We start from the raw sequence: 17,853 nt of genomic DNA on the forward strand, positions 1-17,853 counted from the left end.
ATTCCATGTCAAACGCCGCCAAGTTTTACATCGACGGACGCTGGGTCGAACCCGCATCCCCTTCATGGTTCGACGTCATCGACCCGGCCACCGAGACCGTGGTCGAGCGCCTGGCGCTGGGCGATGCCTCCGACGTTAACCGGGCCGTGGCTGCTGCTCGCAAGGCGTTACCCTATTACGCCCGGACTTCCGTTGCCGAGCGCATCGCGTTGCTGAAACGCGTCGTGTCGATCTATGAACGTCGTCAGGAAGAATTCGCCCAGGCCATGCGCATCGAGATGGGTTCGCCCATCACGTTTTCCCGCAAGTTCCAGGTGCCACGCGGCTGGCTGCACCTGAATCAACTGATCGAGGTGCTGCAACGCTTTCAGTTCGAAGAGGCTCAGGGCAGTACGCTGATTCGCCACGAACCGGTGGGTGTCTGTGGCCTGATCACGCCGTGGAACTGGCCGATCAACCAGATCGTGGTCAAGGTCGGTCCGGCCCTCGCGGCAGGCTGCACCATGGTGCTCAAGCCCAGTGAATACTCGCCGTTGAGCAGCCTGCTGTTCGCCGAAGTTCTGGACGAGGCGGGCGTGCCACCGGGGGTGTTCAACCTGGTCAACGGTGACGGGCCGGGTGTCGGCGCGGCGCTGTCGGCCCACCCGGACATCGACATGCTGTCGTTCACTGGTTCAACCCGCGCCGGGGTGCTGGTGGCCAAATCCGCTGCTGACACCGTGAAGCGCGTGGCGCAGGAGTTGGGCGGCAAGTCAGCCAATATTCTGCTCGACGACGTCAATCTGCAGGATGCCGTGACTCGCGGTGTCGCCGCGTGTTTCACCAACAGCGGCCAGTCCTGTTCGATCCCGACGCGCATGCTGATCCCGCGCAGCCTGATGGACGACGCGATCCAGATCGCCAGAACCGCCGCCGAAGGCTACAGCGTTGGCGCGACGACGGACGAAAGCACGCAACTCGGCCCGCTGGTCAATCGCGCGCAATTCCGTCGGGTGCAGACGTTGATTCAAAGTGGCATCGACGAAGGCGCGCAATTGGTCACCGGGGGCGTTGGCCTGCCGAGCGGTATCGAGAAGGGCTACTACGCCAAGCCAACGGTGTTCGCTTACGTGGCATCGGGCATGACCATCGCCCAGGAAGAGATCTTCGGGCCGGTGCTGTCGATGATCCCTTACGACAGCGAGGCCGATGCGATTGCCATCGCCAACGGCACCCACTACGGACTGGCGGCGTACGTGCAATCCGGCGATCAGGAACGCGCCCGTCGCGTCGCCCGCCAATTGCAGGCCGGCAGCGTTCACCTGAACTATCCGCCCGCCGATTTCGCCGCGCCGTTTGGCGGGGTGAAGCGCTCCGGCAATGGCCGCGAATGGGGCGAATACGGCTTGCGCGAGTACTTGGAAGTCAAATCATTGGTGGGCTACGGCAACTGAGTCGCTACGGGGATTCAGGCCCAAGGCTCAAAAAAATTTGCCCGTTTCAACTGTATGACAATCAGTCGATCGTACGAATAAGGTGATCACAACATGAGTGACAACGAACGCTTCAACCAAGGTTTCAACAATCGCAAAGAAGTGCTGGGCGACCGCCATGTCGAGAAGTCCTGGGCCGCCGCCGATGACTTCAACCGGCCGATGCAGAAGATGGTCACGGAAGTCTGCTGGGGCGAGATCTGGGGCGACCCGACGCTCTCGTTCAAGACCCGCAGCATCATCAACATCGCCATGCTCACCGCCATGAGCCAGCACCATGAACTGGGCATTCACATACGCGGCGCGCTGCGCAATGGCGTGACCCAGGACGAGATTCGCGCCGTGCTGATGCAGGCGGCGGTGTACTGCGGCGCGCCGTTGGGCCTGGCGGCCTTCCGCGTGGCGTCCGAAGCGATCAAGGCCTTCGAGGCTGAAACCGCTGCCAACTGAATGCTCCAACCTCCACCTCAATGCATGCGTCTCACAATAACTATAAGGAAACGCCATGAGCACATACGCCCCAGCCAGCTCGGCGGCTGAAACCGAACAGTCGATCGAGAAGAAGAGAAGGAACGCCATCAAGGGCGCGTTTTTCTCCGAATACATCGACATGTTCGACATCTACTTGCCGGTGGTGGTGTTGTCCCCGGTGCTGTTCTTCTTCCAACCTGCGCAACTGTCGCCCGGCATGGCCGCGATTCTCGCCTCGCTGGTGTTCATCACCACGCTGCTGGGCCGTCCCATCGGCGCCTTGCTGTTCGGCATGATCGCCGACAAGACCGGTCGCCGCATGGCCTCGATCTACTCGGTGTCCGGCTTCGGCGTGGTCACGTTGCTGATCGCCTTGCTACCGGGCTACGAGACCATCGGCATCGCCTCGTATTGGCTGCTGGTGCTGTTGCGCTTCGTCGACGGGATCTTCCTTGGCGGCGGCTACACCGGCGCGATGCCCTTGGCCATTGAATATTCGAAGAAGCACCAGCGCGGCTTCGTCGGCGGCTTGATCATCGCCGGGTTCCCGCTGGCCTACGTCTCCATCAACCTGGTGGCGATGCTGATGTTCATGCTGTTCCCCCTCGACGGCCCCGGTTCGCCGTACGTGGTATGGGGCTGGCGCATTCCGTTCGTGATTGGCGCGGTGCTGGCCGGTGTGCTCGCGCTGTACTACGTGTACGCCGTGTCGGAATCGGAAATCTGGGAAAGCGAAACCGGCAACAAACCCCGCGAGAAGCTGCCGCTCACTGACCTGATCCGAGGCAAAAGCGGCCGCAACTTGCTGCAAGTGTTGCTGATGATGACCGGCTTCTGGCTGACCCAAAACATCATCACCATCTTCCTGCCCACCGGGTTGCTGCGGAACACCTTGCACCTTTCGGGGCTTGAGGTGACCGGTACGCTGCTGATCGCCTATTCGATCCTGTTTTTCAGCTACATCGCCTCGGGCATGATCGGTCAGAAAATCGGCCGTCGTCGCTTCTTCATTGTGCTCGGCCCGATCATCGCCACTGTGGGCGCCGCGATCATGTACGTGCTGGCTAACGTTCAGGACCTGAGTCTGCCGGTGATCATCACCCTGGTCTGCGTGCTGTCGGTGCTGGTGACCGCACCGTGGGGCGTGATCGTGACCTACATCAACGAGCGTTTCGTGACCGACGTGCGCGCCACCGGCTTCGGTGTCGGCTTCAGCCTGTCGGTGATCATCCCGTCGTTCTACGCCTTTTACATGGCCTGGCTGGGCGAATTCATGCCGTTCACCGTGACCCCGGCCGTGCTGCTGGTGATCGGCGGCGTGATCGCCACCATCGGCGCCTACATGGGGCCGGAAACCAAAGACGTGGATTTCTAGGATTCACAGCCCCCGTGGCTGAGGAGAGCAGTCGTGAATAGCAAAACTGTGGGTTTCATTGGCTTGGGCAACATGGGCGGGCGCATGACGCGCTGCCTGGTGAACGCCGGGTTGAACGTGCTCGGTTATGACACCGACGCTGAGCGGGTCAAGGCGGCCGGGGCGCAGGCGGCGAAGTCCATCGCCGACGTGGCGTCCGAAGCAGGCGTGGTGCTGCTGTCGTTGCCTGACAGCAAAGTGGTGGAGGCGGTCGTCGAAGGGCCAAACGGTCTGTTGGCGCACTGCCGCGAAGGGCAGGTTGTCGTTGATCTGAGCACGGCGGCGGCGAGTTCGACCATTCGCCTGCATGGCCTGTTTGCCGAGCGCGGTGTGCAGTACGTCGACGCCGGGATTTCCGGCGGCGCGGCGGCGGCGGAGAAGGGCGCGCTGACCCTGATGGTCGGGGGCGATGCCGCGACGGTGGACGCCCTGGCCTGGGTGTTCGAACCCATCGCCAGCAAGGTGTTTCTGATGGGCGAGAGCGGCGCCGGGCACACCACCAAACTGCTGAATAATTTCCTCAACGCGGTGAGCCTCGCGGCCACCGCCGAGGTGATGGTGGCGGGCAAGAAAGCGGGCCTCGATCTGCATCGTTTGCTGGACGTGCTGAACAGCAGCAGCGGGGTGAACTTCGCCACGCAGAACCGTTTCCCCCACATCGTCGACGGCAATTACCTGGAAGGCGGCCTGACCGGCAAATTGATGAGCAAGGACGTGGTGCTGTACCTCGACCGCGTGCGCGAACTGGGCGTCGCGTCCCTCAATGCATCGGGGCCGCTGGCCAGTTTCGGCCTGCAAACGGCGCTGGGTTACGGCGACCTGATCAGCAACCGAGTGGTGGACGCCATCGGCGACATGTCTGGTGGGGTGCGTCTGCACGAATCGGCCAAAGGCAAGACAGGAGAGAAGGCATGAAGGTTTTTCACGGCGCCGTCGAAGGCGCGATTTCAGAGCAACGTGGCGCGACGTTCACTGGCGTGGTCTGGGCCGACCCGGTGATGCCGACCACCGATGGCGTGACCATCAACAACGTGTCGTTCAACCCCGGCGCCCGCACGTTCTGGCATCACCATGAGGTCGGGCAGGTGCTGTACGTGACGGCGGGCAGCGGCTGGATTTGCCTGGAAGGCAGCGACCCACAGCCGATCCGTCAGGGCGACACGGTGTGGATCGGCCCGAACGAACGGCATTGGCACGGCGCGAATACCAAGAACTTCATGGTCCACACCGCGACCTCCATCGGCAAGACCGTGTGGCAGGAAGCCGTGGCGGATGAGGATTATTTGCGGTCTGCGGATTGATCCCAGACGCCGTTATTCCCCTGTAGGAGCGAATTCATTCGCGATGCAATGTTTCAGGCGCCGCATGTGTATCGATCATGCGGCCCCATCGCGAATAAATTCGCTCCCACAGGTTATGGCGGTCTGACGATAGATCCAAAACGCCGTTATTCCTCTGTAGGAGCGAATTCATTCGCGATGCAATGTTTCAGGCGCCACATGTGTGTCGATCATGCGGCCCCATCGCGAATGAATTCGCTCCTACAGGTCTTGCAACGATCCCCACTGTTGACGAGGAAAACCATGAGCCTCACCGAAAAACAACAACAGGCCAAAACCGCGTTTACGCGACATGGCACGTGGAATGAAGGCTGGGACAGTCTGTTGCGTCTGGACCCCGGTTTTGTCGAGGCGTATGCGAATTTTGCGTCGGTACCGTGGCAGAACAATCACCTGCCGAACAAGGTCAAGTGCTTCATCGCGCTGGTCGCCAGTGCCAACGCCACGCACCTGTTTCAGCCCGGTATTGAGGAACACATTCAGGCTGCGCTCAAGCACGGCGCCACCCGCGAGGAACTGACCGAAGTGCTGGAGCTGATCAGCACCGTCGGCATTCACGCGTCCAACGTCGGTGTTCCGGTGTTGCTGGAAGTGCTGGAAGAAGAGGGCATGCGCAATGGTCCTGAACCCCTCGACGCCCGGCGCGAGGCGCTAAAGGCCAGCTTCATCGAGAACCGTGGCTACTGGCATCCGTCTTGGGAAGGGCTGCTGGAGCTGGACCCCGAGATGTTCGAGACCTACGTCGAATTTTCGTCGGTGCCGTGGCGCACCGGCGTGCTGGAACCCAAGGTCAAGGAATTGATGTATTGCGCGTTCGACGCTGCTGCCACGCACCTCTACGTGCCGGGCCTCAAGCTGCACATGCGCAATGCCCTGCGTTACGGCGCGACCAAGGAAGAGATCATGGAAATGCTGGAGATCGTCAGCGTGATCGGCATCCACGGTGCGCAAATGGCCGCGCCGATCCTGGAGCAGGCACTCAACGCGAGGGCCCGCGACGCCCGATGACGCCGCTGCTCCCAAGATTCCTATAACAATAACGATGAGGAACACACATGAACGCAGCAGCCAGCATTGGCGCGCGCCTGGACCGGTTATCGCTTTCGGGCTTTCACTACCGTCTGCTCGGCCTGATCGCCGCCGGGATGTTTTTCGACTCCTTCGACATCTACATCGCCGGGTCGGTACTCGCCGCGTTGATCAACAGCCATGAATCCACACTGGCACTGAACGCGACATTCGTCTCGGTGACCTTCATCGGCATGATGTCCGGCGCATGGCTGTCCGGCGTGTTGGGCGACCGCTACGGACGACGCTTCACCTACCAGTTCAACCTCGGGATCTACGGCTTCGCGTCGATTGCCGCCGCGCTGTCCCCCAACATGTACTGGCTGATCTTCTTCCGGTTGGTGATGGGCGTCGGCATGGGCGCCGAGATCGTCGTCGGCTATGGCACCTTGAGCGAATTCATCCCCGCCGCTTGGCGCGGGCGCTTCGGCACCATCCTCAACCTGATCATCAACACCTCGCTGTTTCTCGCGGCCTTCCTCGGCTGGCTGATCATCCCGCGCTTCGGCTGGCGCTGGATGTTTGCCATCGCGGGCGTGGGCGCGCTGATCGTCTGGTTCCTGCGGAAGAACATGCCGGAATCGCCACGCTGGTTGGCGTCCCAAGGGCGTCAGGAAGAGGCCGAGAAGATCGTGGCGAATATCGAAAGCCGCTGCGGCGTCGAGCCTGGCAGTGCCGTGCCGGTGACGATCACGGCGCGCGACGACACACCGCCCGCCCGGATTCGCGACCTGTTTTCCCGCCGCCTGCTGACCCGCACCATCACCGGCATCACCGTGCTGGTGGCGTTGTTCACCGTTAACTACGCTTTCGTCAGCTGGATTCCGACCTTTCTGGTGCAGCAGGGCCATAGCGTCTCCAACTCCCTGGGGCTGACCACCCTGATGTTCGCCGGAGGGCCGCTGGGGTCGTTGATTGCCTTCGCCTTGGCAGAACGGCTGGGACGCAAATGGGGCATCGTGCTGTTCTCGCTGGTGGGCATCGGTTTTGGCGTGAGCTACCCCTTCGCCGAGACCGAAACCGCGATCATCGCCGCCGGCTTCGCGATCACCGCGTGCATCTACGTGCTGTCGTCGTTGAGCGTGGCGAGTTACGTGCCTGAGCTGTTCCCGACCGAACTGCGCTTGCGCGGTGCCGGGTTGTGCAATGCCATCGGGCGTGGCGTGAACATCCTCGTGCCTTATGCCATCGCATCGGTGTTCGCCGGTTTCGGCATCGTCGGCGTGATCTCGCTGATCGTCGGCACGCTGCTGTTGCAAGCCATCATCGTCGGCTCGATCGGCCCGGAAACCAAGAACCGATCACTGGAAGACATCGCCGTGGCGCCGCTGCCGGTGGTGGCAGCGGGGCAAGAAAAGCCTCACGAAATCAAGACCTGAAGACCGACCCTATCTGGAGTTTTTCCCATGAACACACCCTCGACCGTCAGACCGAACTGGACCGACCCCGAAGTGATCGTGGTGCGTTATGGCACCCGGCAGACCACCAAAAGCGAGTGCTATTACAACTTCCGCGCCTACCGGGAACCGGACGCGGAAATCACCATGGATTATTTTTTCTGGATCTTCCGCAACGCCGAGCAAACCATCGTCATCGACACCGGTTTCAGCCCGGAGGCCGCAACCGCACGCAAACGCCAACCGGTGGTGGCGCCTGCCGATGCCTTGGCCCGCCTGGGCATCGACCCCAAAGAGGTCAAGTTGCTGGTGTTGACCCACGCCCACTACGACCACGCCGGGAACCTGGGTCTGTACCCGAACGCGAAGATTGTCATGTCGCGCAAGGAGTTCGACTTCTGGGGCACCGACATGGGCAAGCGCCCGCAGTACGGCCACCACATCGACCCACTGGACATCGAACGCATTCAGGCGCTGCACCATGAAGGCCGCATTACCTTGCTCGACGAAAAACAGAACACGCTGATCCCCGGCATCGAGCTGTACGAACTCGGCGGCCACACGCCGGGCCAGATGGCGGTGGTGGTGGAAATGCCCGAAGGCCCGGTGATCCTCGCATCGGATGCCATTCACTATTACGACGAACTGGAGCAGGACCGGCCCTTCGCCGTGCTCGACAGCCTGGCCGACATGTACCAGGGCTACGAGCGCATTCGCGAATGGCTGCAACGCCCCGGCGCGGTGGTGATTCCCGGCCATGACCCGGACGTGATGAACCGTTTCGCGCCGGTCGATCCGAGCGATCCGTCGTTCGCCGTGCGCATCGATGCCAACGGAGCCGGGGTATGAAAGGGCGCACGGCACTGGTGACCGGGTCGTCCGACGGCCTGGGCCTGGCGATGGGCACCGGGCTGGCCGCAGCGGGTTACCACGTTGTGCTGCACGGTTTGGCCATGCCCGATGAGGTGCGCGACACCTGCGAAGAACTGACGAGCACTCACGATGTGCAGGTGCGTTACGTGCGCGCTGACCTGTCCACACCTGAAGGCGTCGAAGCGCTGATCGCAGTGGCGGGGCCGGTCGATGTGCTGGTGAACAACGCGGTGATCCGGCATTTCGCGCCGCTGGAAGACTTCCCGCTGGCGCGCTGGGATCAGGCGTTGGCAGTGAACATCACGGCCGCATTTCTGGCGATTCAGCGGGTGCTGCCGGGCATGCGTGAACGTCAATGGGGACGCATCTTTAACCTGTCGTCCGCCTATGGCTCTCGGGCCATCGCCAACCGCATTGATTACGTCACCACCAAGACGGCGCTGCTGGGCCTGACCCGCGCCGTGGCGGTGGAAACCCTGGGGCAGGGCATCACGTGCAACGCCGTGTGCCCCGGCTCGGTGATGACGCCGAACATCGACAGCCGACTGACCGCGCTGATGGCTGAAAAACAGCTCGACCGCCAGACCGCTACCGTTGAGTTTTTGCAGGGCAAACAGGCCACAGGGCGCTTTGTCGAGGCCAGCCACGTGGCCGACCTGATCGTCTACCTGTGCAGCGAATCGGCAGGGTCGATCACCGGCGCGACATTGCCGGTGGATGACGGGTGGATGGCGGGGTGAGCGATGCTGAACATGACCCTTGGAAAACGGAACTGCCCATGACTCAAAGCCTCAGCCTGCAACTGGCGCATTTCATCGAACGCACCACCTGGTCGGACATTCCCGCCCACGTGCGTCACGAAGCCCATCGCGCATTGGTCAATTATTTCGCTGTGTCGCTGGCCGGTTGCAGCGACCCGGACGTGGCGAAAGCGGCGACGCTGTTCACGCGCTTCAACGCAGGCGGCGCGGCCCACGTCATCGGTCGCGCCGACGTCATGGACATGCTCAACGCGGCGTCGCTGAACGCCATGAGCGCCAATGTCTTCGACTACGACGACACGCACATTCCGACGATCCTGCACCCGACGGCACCGGTGGCCGCCGCGTTGTTCGCGCTGGCGGAAACACAGCCTGTCAGCGGTGAGCAGCTGTTGCTGGCGTTCGTGTTGGGCGTGGAAGTCGAGTGCCGGATCGCGATGGCCATTTCCCCCGAACATTACCGGCGCGGCTGGCACATCACCTCGACCTGCGGGGTGTTCGGCGCGGCAGCGGCCATCGGCAAGGTGCTCGGCCTCGACGCCCGGCAATTGGTCGGCGCATTTGGCAATGCCAGCGCACAAGCCAGCGGGCTGGTGGAAACCCTCGGCAGCGCGGCGAAGAGCATGGGTGTTGGCAATGCCGCGCGCAATGGCCTGCTCTCGGCATTGCTGGCACAGGACGGGTTCGTCGGGCCAGACCAGCCACTGGAAGGTGAGCGCGGTTTCTTGAAGGTGTTCGGTGAACAGCCGCGTTTCGACGAAATCAGCGTTGGGCTGGGCGAGCGCTGGGCCTTGCTGGCAAACACTTACAAACCCTATCCCTGCGGTGTGGTGCTTAACCCGGTGATTCAGGCGTGCCTCGAACTGGCGCGGGATCGTACGTGGGGGCTGGACGACATTCAGCGCATCGAACTCACCGGGCATCCGTTATTGCGTCAACGCACCGATCGGCCTGACATTCGCTTCGGCAGACAATCCCAAGTCAGCGCGCAACACGCCGTGGCGGTCAGCCTGGCGACGGGCAAGGCCGGTCTGGCGGAATTCAGTGACGCAGCGGTGAGTGATCAACGGCTGCGGGCGTTGTATGAACGTGTGCATTTCGTCGATGACGCTGACTACTCGGTGGAGTCTGCGCAGGTGCGGATCACGTTCAATTCCGGTTCGGTCCTCACACGAACCGTCGACGTTTCCCTCGGCAGCCTCGACGCGCCCCTCAGCGATCATTTTCTCGAAGACAAACTCCGCGACCTCGCCGCTTACGGCCGGTCCGGATGCGAACCGCAACCGCTGATCGATGCGCTCTGGGCGCTGGAACAGGCAACCGACGTTGGCGCGCTGATGCGCCTGGCCAGTCTCTGACAGACAGGAAAACACTTATGAGCAATCAATTACTGGGCTTCATCGGCGTAGGCGTCATGGGACGGCCCATGGCGCGGCGTCTGCTGGAACAAGGTCACTCGTTGGTGATTTTCGACAAAGATCAAGGCGCACTGGACGAGCTGGGTGCCTTGGGCGCGAAGGTCGCGGGCAGCGTGCGGGAGGTGGCGGACAGCGCTGAAATCATTTTCACCAGCCTGCCAAGTCCAGCGATTTTCAAGGCCGTGGCCTTGGGCGCTGACGGGATTATCGAAGGGACTTCCGTGCGCATTCTGGTGGACCTGTCCACCGTCGGTTCCCGTGCGGAACAGGAAGTCGCCGAAGGGCTCGCCGCGAAGGGCATCGATACCGTGGACGCGCCCGTGAGTGGCGGCGCTGCCGGGGCGAAGAAAGGCACGCTGGCGTTGATGGTCGCGGGCAAACCGGCAGCGGTCGAGCGCGTGCGCCCGCTGTTCGATGCCTTCGGCAAAGTGTTCATCGTAGGCGAGCAACCGGGGCAGGGCCAATTACTCAAACTGCTCAATAACATGCTCTCGACCACCGCGTTCGCGATCACCAGCGAGGCCTTTGTCGCGGGCGTAAAGGGCGGCCTGGACCCGGAGGTCATGATGGCGGTGATCAACGCGGGCAGCGGCAAGAACGGCGCGACGATGGACAAATTTCCCAAGCACGTGTTGCCGGGCACCTTCGATTTTGGCTTCCCGATTTCCAGCGTCTGCAAAGACGTCGGGTTGGCTGTCGAAGAATGCCAGGCGCTGGGCGTGCCGATGTGGCTGGGGAACGCGGCGCGGCAACTGTGGAACGTCGCCGCACAACAGGACGGCGGGCACCGAGACCTGACCGATCTGGTGCGCACCGTGGAAGGCTGGTCGAACCGCTGACCGATCTGCATCTATGGCATGGAACCGCTTCGGCGCGGGGGCCACCTAGGGTAATCGCTCTCAGGACCCGCCCCCCATGCCACCTGCCTCGACCCCGCTTTTGGGGCCCACTTTCGTTCGCCATGTCCGTTTCGCTTCGCTGGCCCTCGCCATGCTCTGCGCCGGTTGCCAGACCCTCGACCATGAGGTGCTCGGTTATCCGTTGCCGCCTTCGGTCGAGCGCACTCCGCGACTGGTGGCCGGGCTCAATCGGTCGCCGGACATCAGCGTCCGTCCGCGCCCTCGCGTCATGGCGGCGGCGTATGACGGCAGTGATATCTGGGGACGGCTGGGGCAGGGGTTCAGCCTGGTGGACGACACGGGGGAGAACCCGCGCATCGTCCGCCAGCGTGACTGGCTGTTGAGCAATCCCGGTTTCTTGCGCAACGCCAGCCTGCGCGCCAGCCCCTATCTGCACTTCATCGCCGAAAGCCTGGACCAGCGCGGCATGCCTGCGGAGTTGGCGCTGCTACCCATCGTCGAAAGCGCCTACAACCCCAAAGCCAATTCGATCAAGGACGCGGCAGGGTTGTGGCAGTTCATGGCCGCCACCGGGCGCGACTTCAACCTGCGCCAGACCGCCTGGTATGACGGGCGCCGCGACGTCGTGGCGTCGAGCAAGGCGGCCATGGATTACCTCACACGCCTTCACGACCAGTTCAACGGTGACTGGTTGCTGGCGATGGCGGCGTACAACGCGGGCGAGGGCACCGTCAGCCGGGCCGTCGAAGCCAACCAACTGCGGGGGCTGCCCGCCGATTACTGGCACCTGAACCTGCCGAAAGAAACCCAGGATTACGTGCCGCGCCTGCTGGCACTGTCGATGCTGGTGCGCGAACCGGAGGTGTACGGCGTCCAGCTCAGCCCCGTGGCCGATGCCCCGTATTTCACCGCCATCGAACTGACCCGCCCTGTAGACCTCAGCCAGTTGGCCGCCAGCGCCGGGGTGGACGAAGCGGTGCTGCTGGGCCTGAATCCGGCTTTCCTGCGTAAGAAAACTTTGGATGGCCCGACGCATTTGCTGGTGCCCAGGGATCAGGTGCAGCAACTGTCCGCCAGCCTTGCGAAAATGGGCCCGTACGGGTCACAGGCGTCAGGCGAAGCGCTTGCGGCGACCCTCTCGCCGGTATCGCCGTCCGTCCGGTTGTCGCCCTGAGGGCGGAACTCGCTCCACCGATCGCCGTGACCCGCTTCGGTGCACCGCTACAAAAAAGCGTGTGGGTAACCGTACGGATACAAACCTTCCTGAGGCAGGCATTCAGCGCTTCAAGCCTGCTGTGGTGTCGCCGGGCCATATATTCGTTCATCTAAATCGTGGCATACGCCGTGAACTTTTTCGCACCCCTGTACCCTTGCTGATACAGAGGGATTTATCGTGTTTCAGAAATATCTTGAAACATCGCATGAGTATTTGTTTCGCGAATGCCTCGCTATCACAGCTCGCCGCTCGTCATTGCATGGGAAGTCCTTAGTTGTGTCGCATTCGACACGAACAAGAAACAAAGGCCGCGTCGCGGTCCTCAGGTGGCGGAAATCGGCCACGTCGCGTCCACGCAAACCCCCGGAACACAAGGGTGTTCAGCCGGAGTGGCTGAATGGATAAAGCACCGTTCGGAAATCCGAATGGCCTTAGTTGGATTTCCGAATGTTTAAACGGCGTAAATAAAGTGTGCGTAACTTTATTAAGTTGCCGCGACTGAATGAGTTAAAGTGCCGCGCTAACTCTAAAGCTAAGCCAGGGGAGTTGAAAGGGAGCAGTAGTCACTTTGTATTCAGAAAGTGAGTATCAACGAATCGATAAATGAGCGCTTCTTCAACTTCAAACACAACAATGTTACTTGCAGAACTGATAGCCGTTTGAACTTAGATCGCTGACGGCCGGTGATGGTTTTCAGGCGAGCACAAGAAAACCGAGGGCTGGGCGCACTGAAATGTAGCATAACCCATTGATTGTTAATCTATTGTGATAGGCGATGAGAATTATTTTGCGCAATCGATGCCCTGTTAAAACATTGTCTTGCGCGAGGCAAGTCTTAAATTTAAATACGCGTTTGAAAGGGGCTGTGCATGTATTAGTTGCGCGGAAGAGTGCAGTCATATTGATATCACCGGGGAACCTTGTGAACCTGTTCTCATCAAGCGCGGGAACTAAAATTAATTATTGCTGCCTTTGTAATGCGTGGTACTAATAACTCGCTTGCACCCAATTTGAGAGGTATCGATGAAGGACGAAATCGATGTAAGCGGCTGGGCATCTTTAGGGGCAAATACAACGCTGGATGTTCATCAGATAGCGTTGAATACAGCGAGTCTGAGCATGGACCTGCTGCTGTGCGGCGAGACCGGAACCGGCAAGGACACGTTGGCCAAGGCCATTCATGAACTGTCGGGTCGGACCGGTGCCTTCGTCGGCATGAACTGCGCGGCAATCCCGGAATCGCTCGCCGAAAGCCAGTTGTTCGGTGTGGTCAACGGCGCGTACACCGGCGTCAGCCGATCACGTCAGGGGTACATCGAAGCGGCCTGCGGCGGCACGTTGTACCTGGACGAAATCGACAGCATGCCCCTGAGCCTTCAAGCCAAGTTACTGCGCATTCTCGAAACCCGCGGGATCGAACGCCTGGGCTCCACCGCGTTCATTCCCGTGGATTTGCGGGTCATCGCTTCGGCGCAACGGCCGCTGGATGAACTCGTGGAACAAGGGCTGTTTCGCCGCGACCTGTTCTTTCGCCTCAATGTGCTGACGATCCAGATGCCAGCCTTGCGCAACCGTCGCGAACAGATCCTGCCGTTGTTCGACCAGTTCACCCAGTCCATCGCCCGCGATTTCAACCGCTCGGTGCCTTCACTGGACACCGGTCTGGTGCAAGTGCTGTTGAGCCACGCGTGGCCCGGCAACATTCGCGAACTCAAGTCGGCGGCCAAGCGCTTCGTCCTCGGTTTCCCATTGCTGGGTGCCGACATCGAACCGGATCGTGATCCTGAAACCGGCCTCAAAACCCAGTTGCGGGTGATCGAAAAGATGCTCATCGAGGACGCGTTGAAGCGCCACAAACACAGCCTCGATGCCGTGATTCAGGAGCTGGAGATTCCCCGGCGCACCCTGTACCACCGCATGAAAGAACTGGGCCTGAGCTGCCTCGCGGTATCCGATCCGCTGTTTTCGTAACACCTGACGCCTGTTGTCCCACGAATCGCTCGGCCCGCCCGCAGCGACCGGCGCTTGCAGGCGCGTGAACTGCCAGAGGTTGGGGATGAGTGTCTACGATTCTTTTGATGATGAACCCGCCGATGACCAACAGGTGCCGAACCTGACAGTCATTGCCCAGAGCATTTCGCAGCTGGGCATCGATGTGCTGCTGTCGGGGGAGACGGGCACCGGCAAGGACACCGTGGCGGAGCGCATCCACGGGTTGTCGGGGCGTAAGGGGCGTCTCGTGGCGATGAACTGCGCGGCCATTCCGGAGACGCTGGCGGAGAGCGAATTGTTCGGCGTGGTCAGCGGCGCTTACACCGGTGCGGACCGGTCCCGGGTCGGCTACATCGAAGCCGCGCAGGGCGGGACGTTGTACCTGGATGAAATCGACAGCATGCCGTTGAGTCTTCAGGCCAAGCTGTTGCGGGTCCTGGAAACGCGTGAGCTTGAACGGCTGGGGTCGACGACGTCGATTGCGCTGGATGTGTGCGTGATCGCCTCGGCGCAGCACGCGCTGGATGAGTTGGTGGAACAGGGGCGGTTTCGCCGGGACCTGTATTTTCGGCTCAACGTGCTGACGCTGAAACTGCCGCCGTTGCGGGCACAGCGTGAGCGGATCATTCCGCTGTTTCGGCGCTTCGCGCTGTCGTCCGCCCGTGAGTCGGGGCGGGTGATGCCGGAGGTGAGTACGGTGTTGCGGCACGTCTTGTTGAACCATGACTGGCCGGGAAACATTCGTGAGCTGAAGTCGGCCGCCAAGCGGTTTGTGCTGGGGTTTCCGTTGTTGGGCGAGGAGCCTGGGGAAGAGGGCGAGTCGTCGACGGGGTTGAAATCGCAGATGCGGGTGATCGAGAAGGTGTTGATCCAGGCGGCGTTGAAGCGGCACAACAACAGCATCGATGCGGTGAGCCAGGAGCTGAACATTCCCCGGCGGACGCTTTATCACCGGATGAAGGAGTTGGATGTTTGAGGGTGTTTTTTCGAGGTGTGTGAATATCCGTTGCTGCGGTAACGGCTGCTGACGGTTCCGCCCTTACGGCGGGTCACTTTTGGCAAGAGCGCCCGGAATGCCGGCCCAGCCAAAAGTAACCAAAAACGCTTTGCTCCTGGCTTGGCCCTCCTTCGTCGGGTTCCCTCACTCCGGCGACGCTCCGTGGGCCCGCGCCGAACGGACATCCATGTCCTTGCGGCGCTCTCGCGGCATCCATGCCGCTCGACCCACTCCGCGCCGCCTGCGTTCGGCCTGCACCCAAGTCGCGTTCGGCGGTGTCTGAACTATTGCGTATGAAGATCAAAAGCGAAAGCGAAAGCGAAAGCGAGAGCGAGAGCGAGAGTAATGTCGAGGGCAAGGGCAAGGGCGAACTTCGCCCTGGAATCTGGACGCTGTCCTTGTGGGAGACGCCGGAGGTTACGACGGCAGCGAACGCGGTCTGCCTGGATTGGTGAAGATTCAGGAGCGCCGCAGAGCCCCTGTAGGAGCGAATTTATTCGCGAAGGTGGTACATCCGACGCAGCTCTGTCGTCTGCCAGATCCCTTCGCGAATGAATTCGCTCCCACAGGGGGATGGTGGAGCTACACAGATTTGCGCCCAACGTAAAAGAGTCAGACGCGTCGCTTGCCTTTGGCTTTGGCTTTGGCTTTGGCTTTGGCTTTGGCTGTGGCTTTTGATCTTCCTACGCAATGGCTCAATCACCGCAGAACGCGACTTGGGTGCAGGCCGAGCGCAGGCGGCGCGGAGTGGGTCGAGCGGCATGGATGCCGCGAGAGCCGCGCTGGGCCATGGATGGCCCTTCGCGGCGGGCCCACGGAGCGTCGTCGGAGTGAGGGAACCCGACGAAGGAGGGCCAAGCCAGGAGCAGGCACCCTTGGTTACTTGGGGTGCTTTTCCAAGTAACTCGCCGAAGGCGAAACCTTCTGCCCCCAGGCAGAACCCGCTGTAAGAGCGGAACCGTAATTAGCCGTTACCGCAGCATCGGATATCCCCACGATCTAAAAGCCAACAAAAAAATTTCCAAACCTCTGATGGAACCGATCCCACCCCCGTTACCACCTATCAGCACCAAGCACTTCCGCTGGTGATGACCCAGGAGTAATCGACATGGCCGTAGGTATGAACCCAATCTCGATGATCGGCAACCTCACCCAAGGCGCCGCTGGCGCGTTGTCCAGCATCAAGCAGGAAAGCAGCATCACCGACTCCGCCGCACCCTCCAAGGCTGAAGCCGCGCAAAACGCCGCGACCGAAAAATCCGACGCCAGCTCTGCACGACTGATCGCCATGCAGACCGACGCCGACATCAAGAAACAAACCAACGACGTCCTCAGCGCCATCCGTTCCGGCAAGGAAGATAGCTCGAACAAGGCGATCAGTGCCGAGGCGCAAAACGCCAAAGGTATCAGCTACTGATCATTCAGAGCGCCCCCTGAAAAAGGGGGCAACCCCCTGACATTGGAGGTTTCATGCTAAGTCTCAACGCCAGTATCAACCCGCTGCAGAACGCGCACATCGGCACCGTCGTGTCCACCGGCGGGATCGGCGGTCAACAAGGGCCGCAACAGTCGCTCAAGGACGTCATCGACAAGCTCGCCGGCGCGCTGACCAAGGACGGTCACCTGGACCAGGATTCGCCGCTCGGCAAAATGGTCGGCGACCAGATGAAAAAGATGAACCCTCTGGCCGCGATGGTCGGCGGCTCGCCGGACATGATCAAGGCAGCCTTGGGCGACGTGATCAAAGACAAGCTGGGCGACAACTTCGGCGCGGCGGCGGACTTCGGCCTGGGCGGCGGCGCCAGCAGTGGCGCGGGCAAGCCGGACCTGATGTCCCAAGTGCTGAACGGCCTGGGTAAAGCTTCGTTGGATGACCTTTTGAGCAAGCAGGGTGATGGAACGAAGTTTTCCTCCGATGACATGCCGATGCTGGACAAGGTCGCGCAGTTCATGGACCAGAACCCGAGCAAATTCCCCGCGCCGGATTCCGGGTCGTGGAAGAACGAGCTCAAGGAAGACAACTACCTCGACAAGAGCGAAACCAGCGCCTTCCGTGCCGCACTGGACATGCTCGGTGGCCAGTTGGATCAGCAGCAAAGCGGCGTTGCCGATGCCAGCAGCGGCGCGGGCAGTCCGACGGGCAGCACGCTGGCGGCGGACCCGACCGGTGGCCAAGGCGCATTGAGCGGCAATCCTGCTCAGGACCTGGGCCAGTTGCTCAGCGGTCTGCTGCAACAGGGCCTCAACGCCAGCACTGGCAATGGCGCGGGTAACAACGTCGGCAGCGGCCTAGGCTCTCCTGCGAACGATGCCGTGCAGCCGGGCAATTCGGGCAGCCAGGGCGTGGCCCAGGACCTTGGTCAGCTGCTGAGCGGCCTGATCGAGAAAGGCCTCGAAGCCAGCCAGGGCAACAACGGCAATGGCGCCGGCGCCACCGGTAACGGTGCGCCGCAAAACGCGTTGTTCGCGCAACACGACTTGCAAAACAGTCTGGGCCAGGCCGCCGACGCCATCGTCCAGGCACTGCTCGGATCAGGCAATAACAGCGTTTCCTGATAGAGCTTTCGTATCGAC

Annotated in this window: 16 protein-coding genes and 1 pseudogene; all 17 read left to right on the plus strand. The window is 61.4% G+C overall.

Going from position 1 to position 17,853, the window contains the following annotated elements; genetic code table 11:
* Window positions 1-5: 5 nt before the first annotated feature.
* The 17 genes and pseudogenes from AAEO81_RS15545 (at window position 6) to AAEO81_RS15625 (ending at window position 17,835) form a co-directional block, all read left to right on the plus strand.
* The gene (locus tag AAEO81_RS15545; protein ID WP_341957561.1) at window positions 6-1,433 is read left to right on the plus strand and encodes an aldehyde dehydrogenase family protein; all 1,428 of its coding nucleotides are present in this window, start codon (window positions 6-8) and stop codon (window positions 1,431-1,433) included.
* A gap of 93 nt (window positions 1,434-1,526) precedes the next feature.
* Complete coding sequence (locus AAEO81_RS15550) at window positions 1,527-1,922, plus strand: carboxymuconolactone decarboxylase family protein (protein ID WP_341957563.1); 396 nt, start codon at window positions 1,527-1,529, stop codon at window positions 1,920-1,922.
* A gap of 55 nt (window positions 1,923-1,977) precedes the next feature.
* Window positions 1,978-3,318, plus strand: a complete 1,341-nt coding sequence (locus tag AAEO81_RS15555) for an MFS transporter (RefSeq protein WP_341957565.1) — start codon at window positions 1,978-1,980, stop codon at window positions 3,316-3,318.
* A 33-nt stretch (window positions 3,319-3,351) separates the two neighbouring features.
* A complete protein-coding gene (locus AAEO81_RS15560; RefSeq protein ID WP_341957566.1) occupies window positions 3,352-4,272 on the plus strand; it encodes an NAD(P)-dependent oxidoreductase in 921 nt (306 codons plus the stop codon).
* Entirely contained in the window at window positions 4,269-4,658 is a 390-nt protein-coding gene (locus AAEO81_RS15565) for a cupin domain-containing protein (protein ID WP_341957568.1), read from the plus strand. The genes AAEO81_RS15560 and AAEO81_RS15565 overlap by 4 nt, the downstream gene beginning before the upstream one ends.
* A gap of 282 nt (window positions 4,659-4,940) precedes the next feature.
* Window positions 4,941-5,705: a carboxymuconolactone decarboxylase family protein gene (locus AAEO81_RS15570; RefSeq protein WP_341957570.1), complete on the plus strand. Its 765-nt coding sequence runs from the start codon at window positions 4,941-4,943 to the stop codon at window positions 5,703-5,705.
* 47 nt (window positions 5,706-5,752) lie between these two features.
* Window positions 5,753-7,144 carry an MFS transporter gene (locus AAEO81_RS15575; RefSeq protein WP_341957572.1) on the plus strand — a complete coding sequence of 464 codons (1,392 nt, stop codon included), beginning with the start codon at window positions 5,753-5,755 and terminating at the stop codon, window positions 7,142-7,144.
* 27 nt (window positions 7,145-7,171) lie between these two features.
* Window positions 7,172-8,011 carry an N-acyl homoserine lactonase family protein gene (locus AAEO81_RS15580; protein WP_341957574.1) on the plus strand — a complete coding sequence of 280 codons (840 nt, stop codon included), beginning with the start codon at window positions 7,172-7,174 and terminating at the stop codon, window positions 8,009-8,011.
* Window positions 8,008-8,775 (plus strand): SDR family NAD(P)-dependent oxidoreductase, encoded by a 768-nt coding sequence (locus AAEO81_RS15585; RefSeq protein ID WP_341957576.1) that lies wholly within the window; start codon window positions 8,008-8,010, stop codon window positions 8,773-8,775. Before AAEO81_RS15580 ends, AAEO81_RS15585 begins: the two co-directional genes overlap by 4 nt.
* A gap of 38 nt (window positions 8,776-8,813) precedes the next feature.
* Window positions 8,814-10,154, plus strand: a complete 1,341-nt coding sequence (locus AAEO81_RS15590; RefSeq protein ID WP_341957578.1) for an MmgE/PrpD family protein — start codon at window positions 8,814-8,816, stop codon at window positions 10,152-10,154.
* A gap of 17 nt (window positions 10,155-10,171) precedes the next feature.
* The gene (locus AAEO81_RS15595; RefSeq protein WP_341957580.1) at window positions 10,172-11,053 is read left to right on the plus strand and encodes an NAD(P)-dependent oxidoreductase; all 882 of its coding nucleotides are present in this window, start codon (window positions 10,172-10,174) and stop codon (window positions 11,051-11,053) included.
* Between the two features lie 76 nt (window positions 11,054-11,129).
* Window positions 11,130-12,164: pseudogene (locus AAEO81_RS15600) on the plus strand (transglycosylase SLT domain-containing protein); the annotation flags it as partial.
* 1,149 nt (window positions 12,165-13,313) lie between these two features.
* Window positions 13,314-14,261, plus strand: a complete 948-nt coding sequence (locus AAEO81_RS15605) for a sigma 54-interacting transcriptional regulator (RefSeq protein WP_341957582.1) — start codon at window positions 13,314-13,316, stop codon at window positions 14,259-14,261.
* An 85-nt stretch (window positions 14,262-14,346) separates the two neighbouring features.
* A complete protein-coding gene (locus AAEO81_RS15610) occupies window positions 14,347-15,258 on the plus strand; it encodes a sigma-54 dependent transcriptional regulator (RefSeq protein ID WP_341957584.1) in 912 nt (303 codons plus the stop codon).
* A 314-nt stretch (window positions 15,259-15,572) separates the two neighbouring features.
* Window positions 15,573-15,734, plus strand: a complete 162-nt coding sequence (locus tag AAEO81_RS15615; RefSeq protein WP_341957586.1) for a hypothetical protein — start codon at window positions 15,573-15,575, stop codon at window positions 15,732-15,734.
* 653 nt (window positions 15,735-16,387) lie between these two features.
* Window positions 16,388-16,696, plus strand: coding sequence for a hypothetical protein (locus tag AAEO81_RS15620; protein WP_166594294.1), 309 nt, complete (start codon window positions 16,388-16,390; stop codon window positions 16,694-16,696).
* 53 nt (window positions 16,697-16,749) lie between these two features.
* Complete coding sequence (locus AAEO81_RS15625) at window positions 16,750-17,835, plus strand: type III secretion protein HrpZ (protein WP_341957589.1); 1,086 nt, start codon at window positions 16,750-16,752, stop codon at window positions 17,833-17,835.
* Window positions 17,836-17,853: the final 18 nt, after the last annotated feature.

It is taken from the genome of Pseudomonas sp. RC10, assembly GCF_038397775.1.
GTDB lineage: Bacteria > Pseudomonadota > Gammaproteobacteria > Pseudomonadales > Pseudomonadaceae > Aquipseudomonas > Aquipseudomonas bambusae.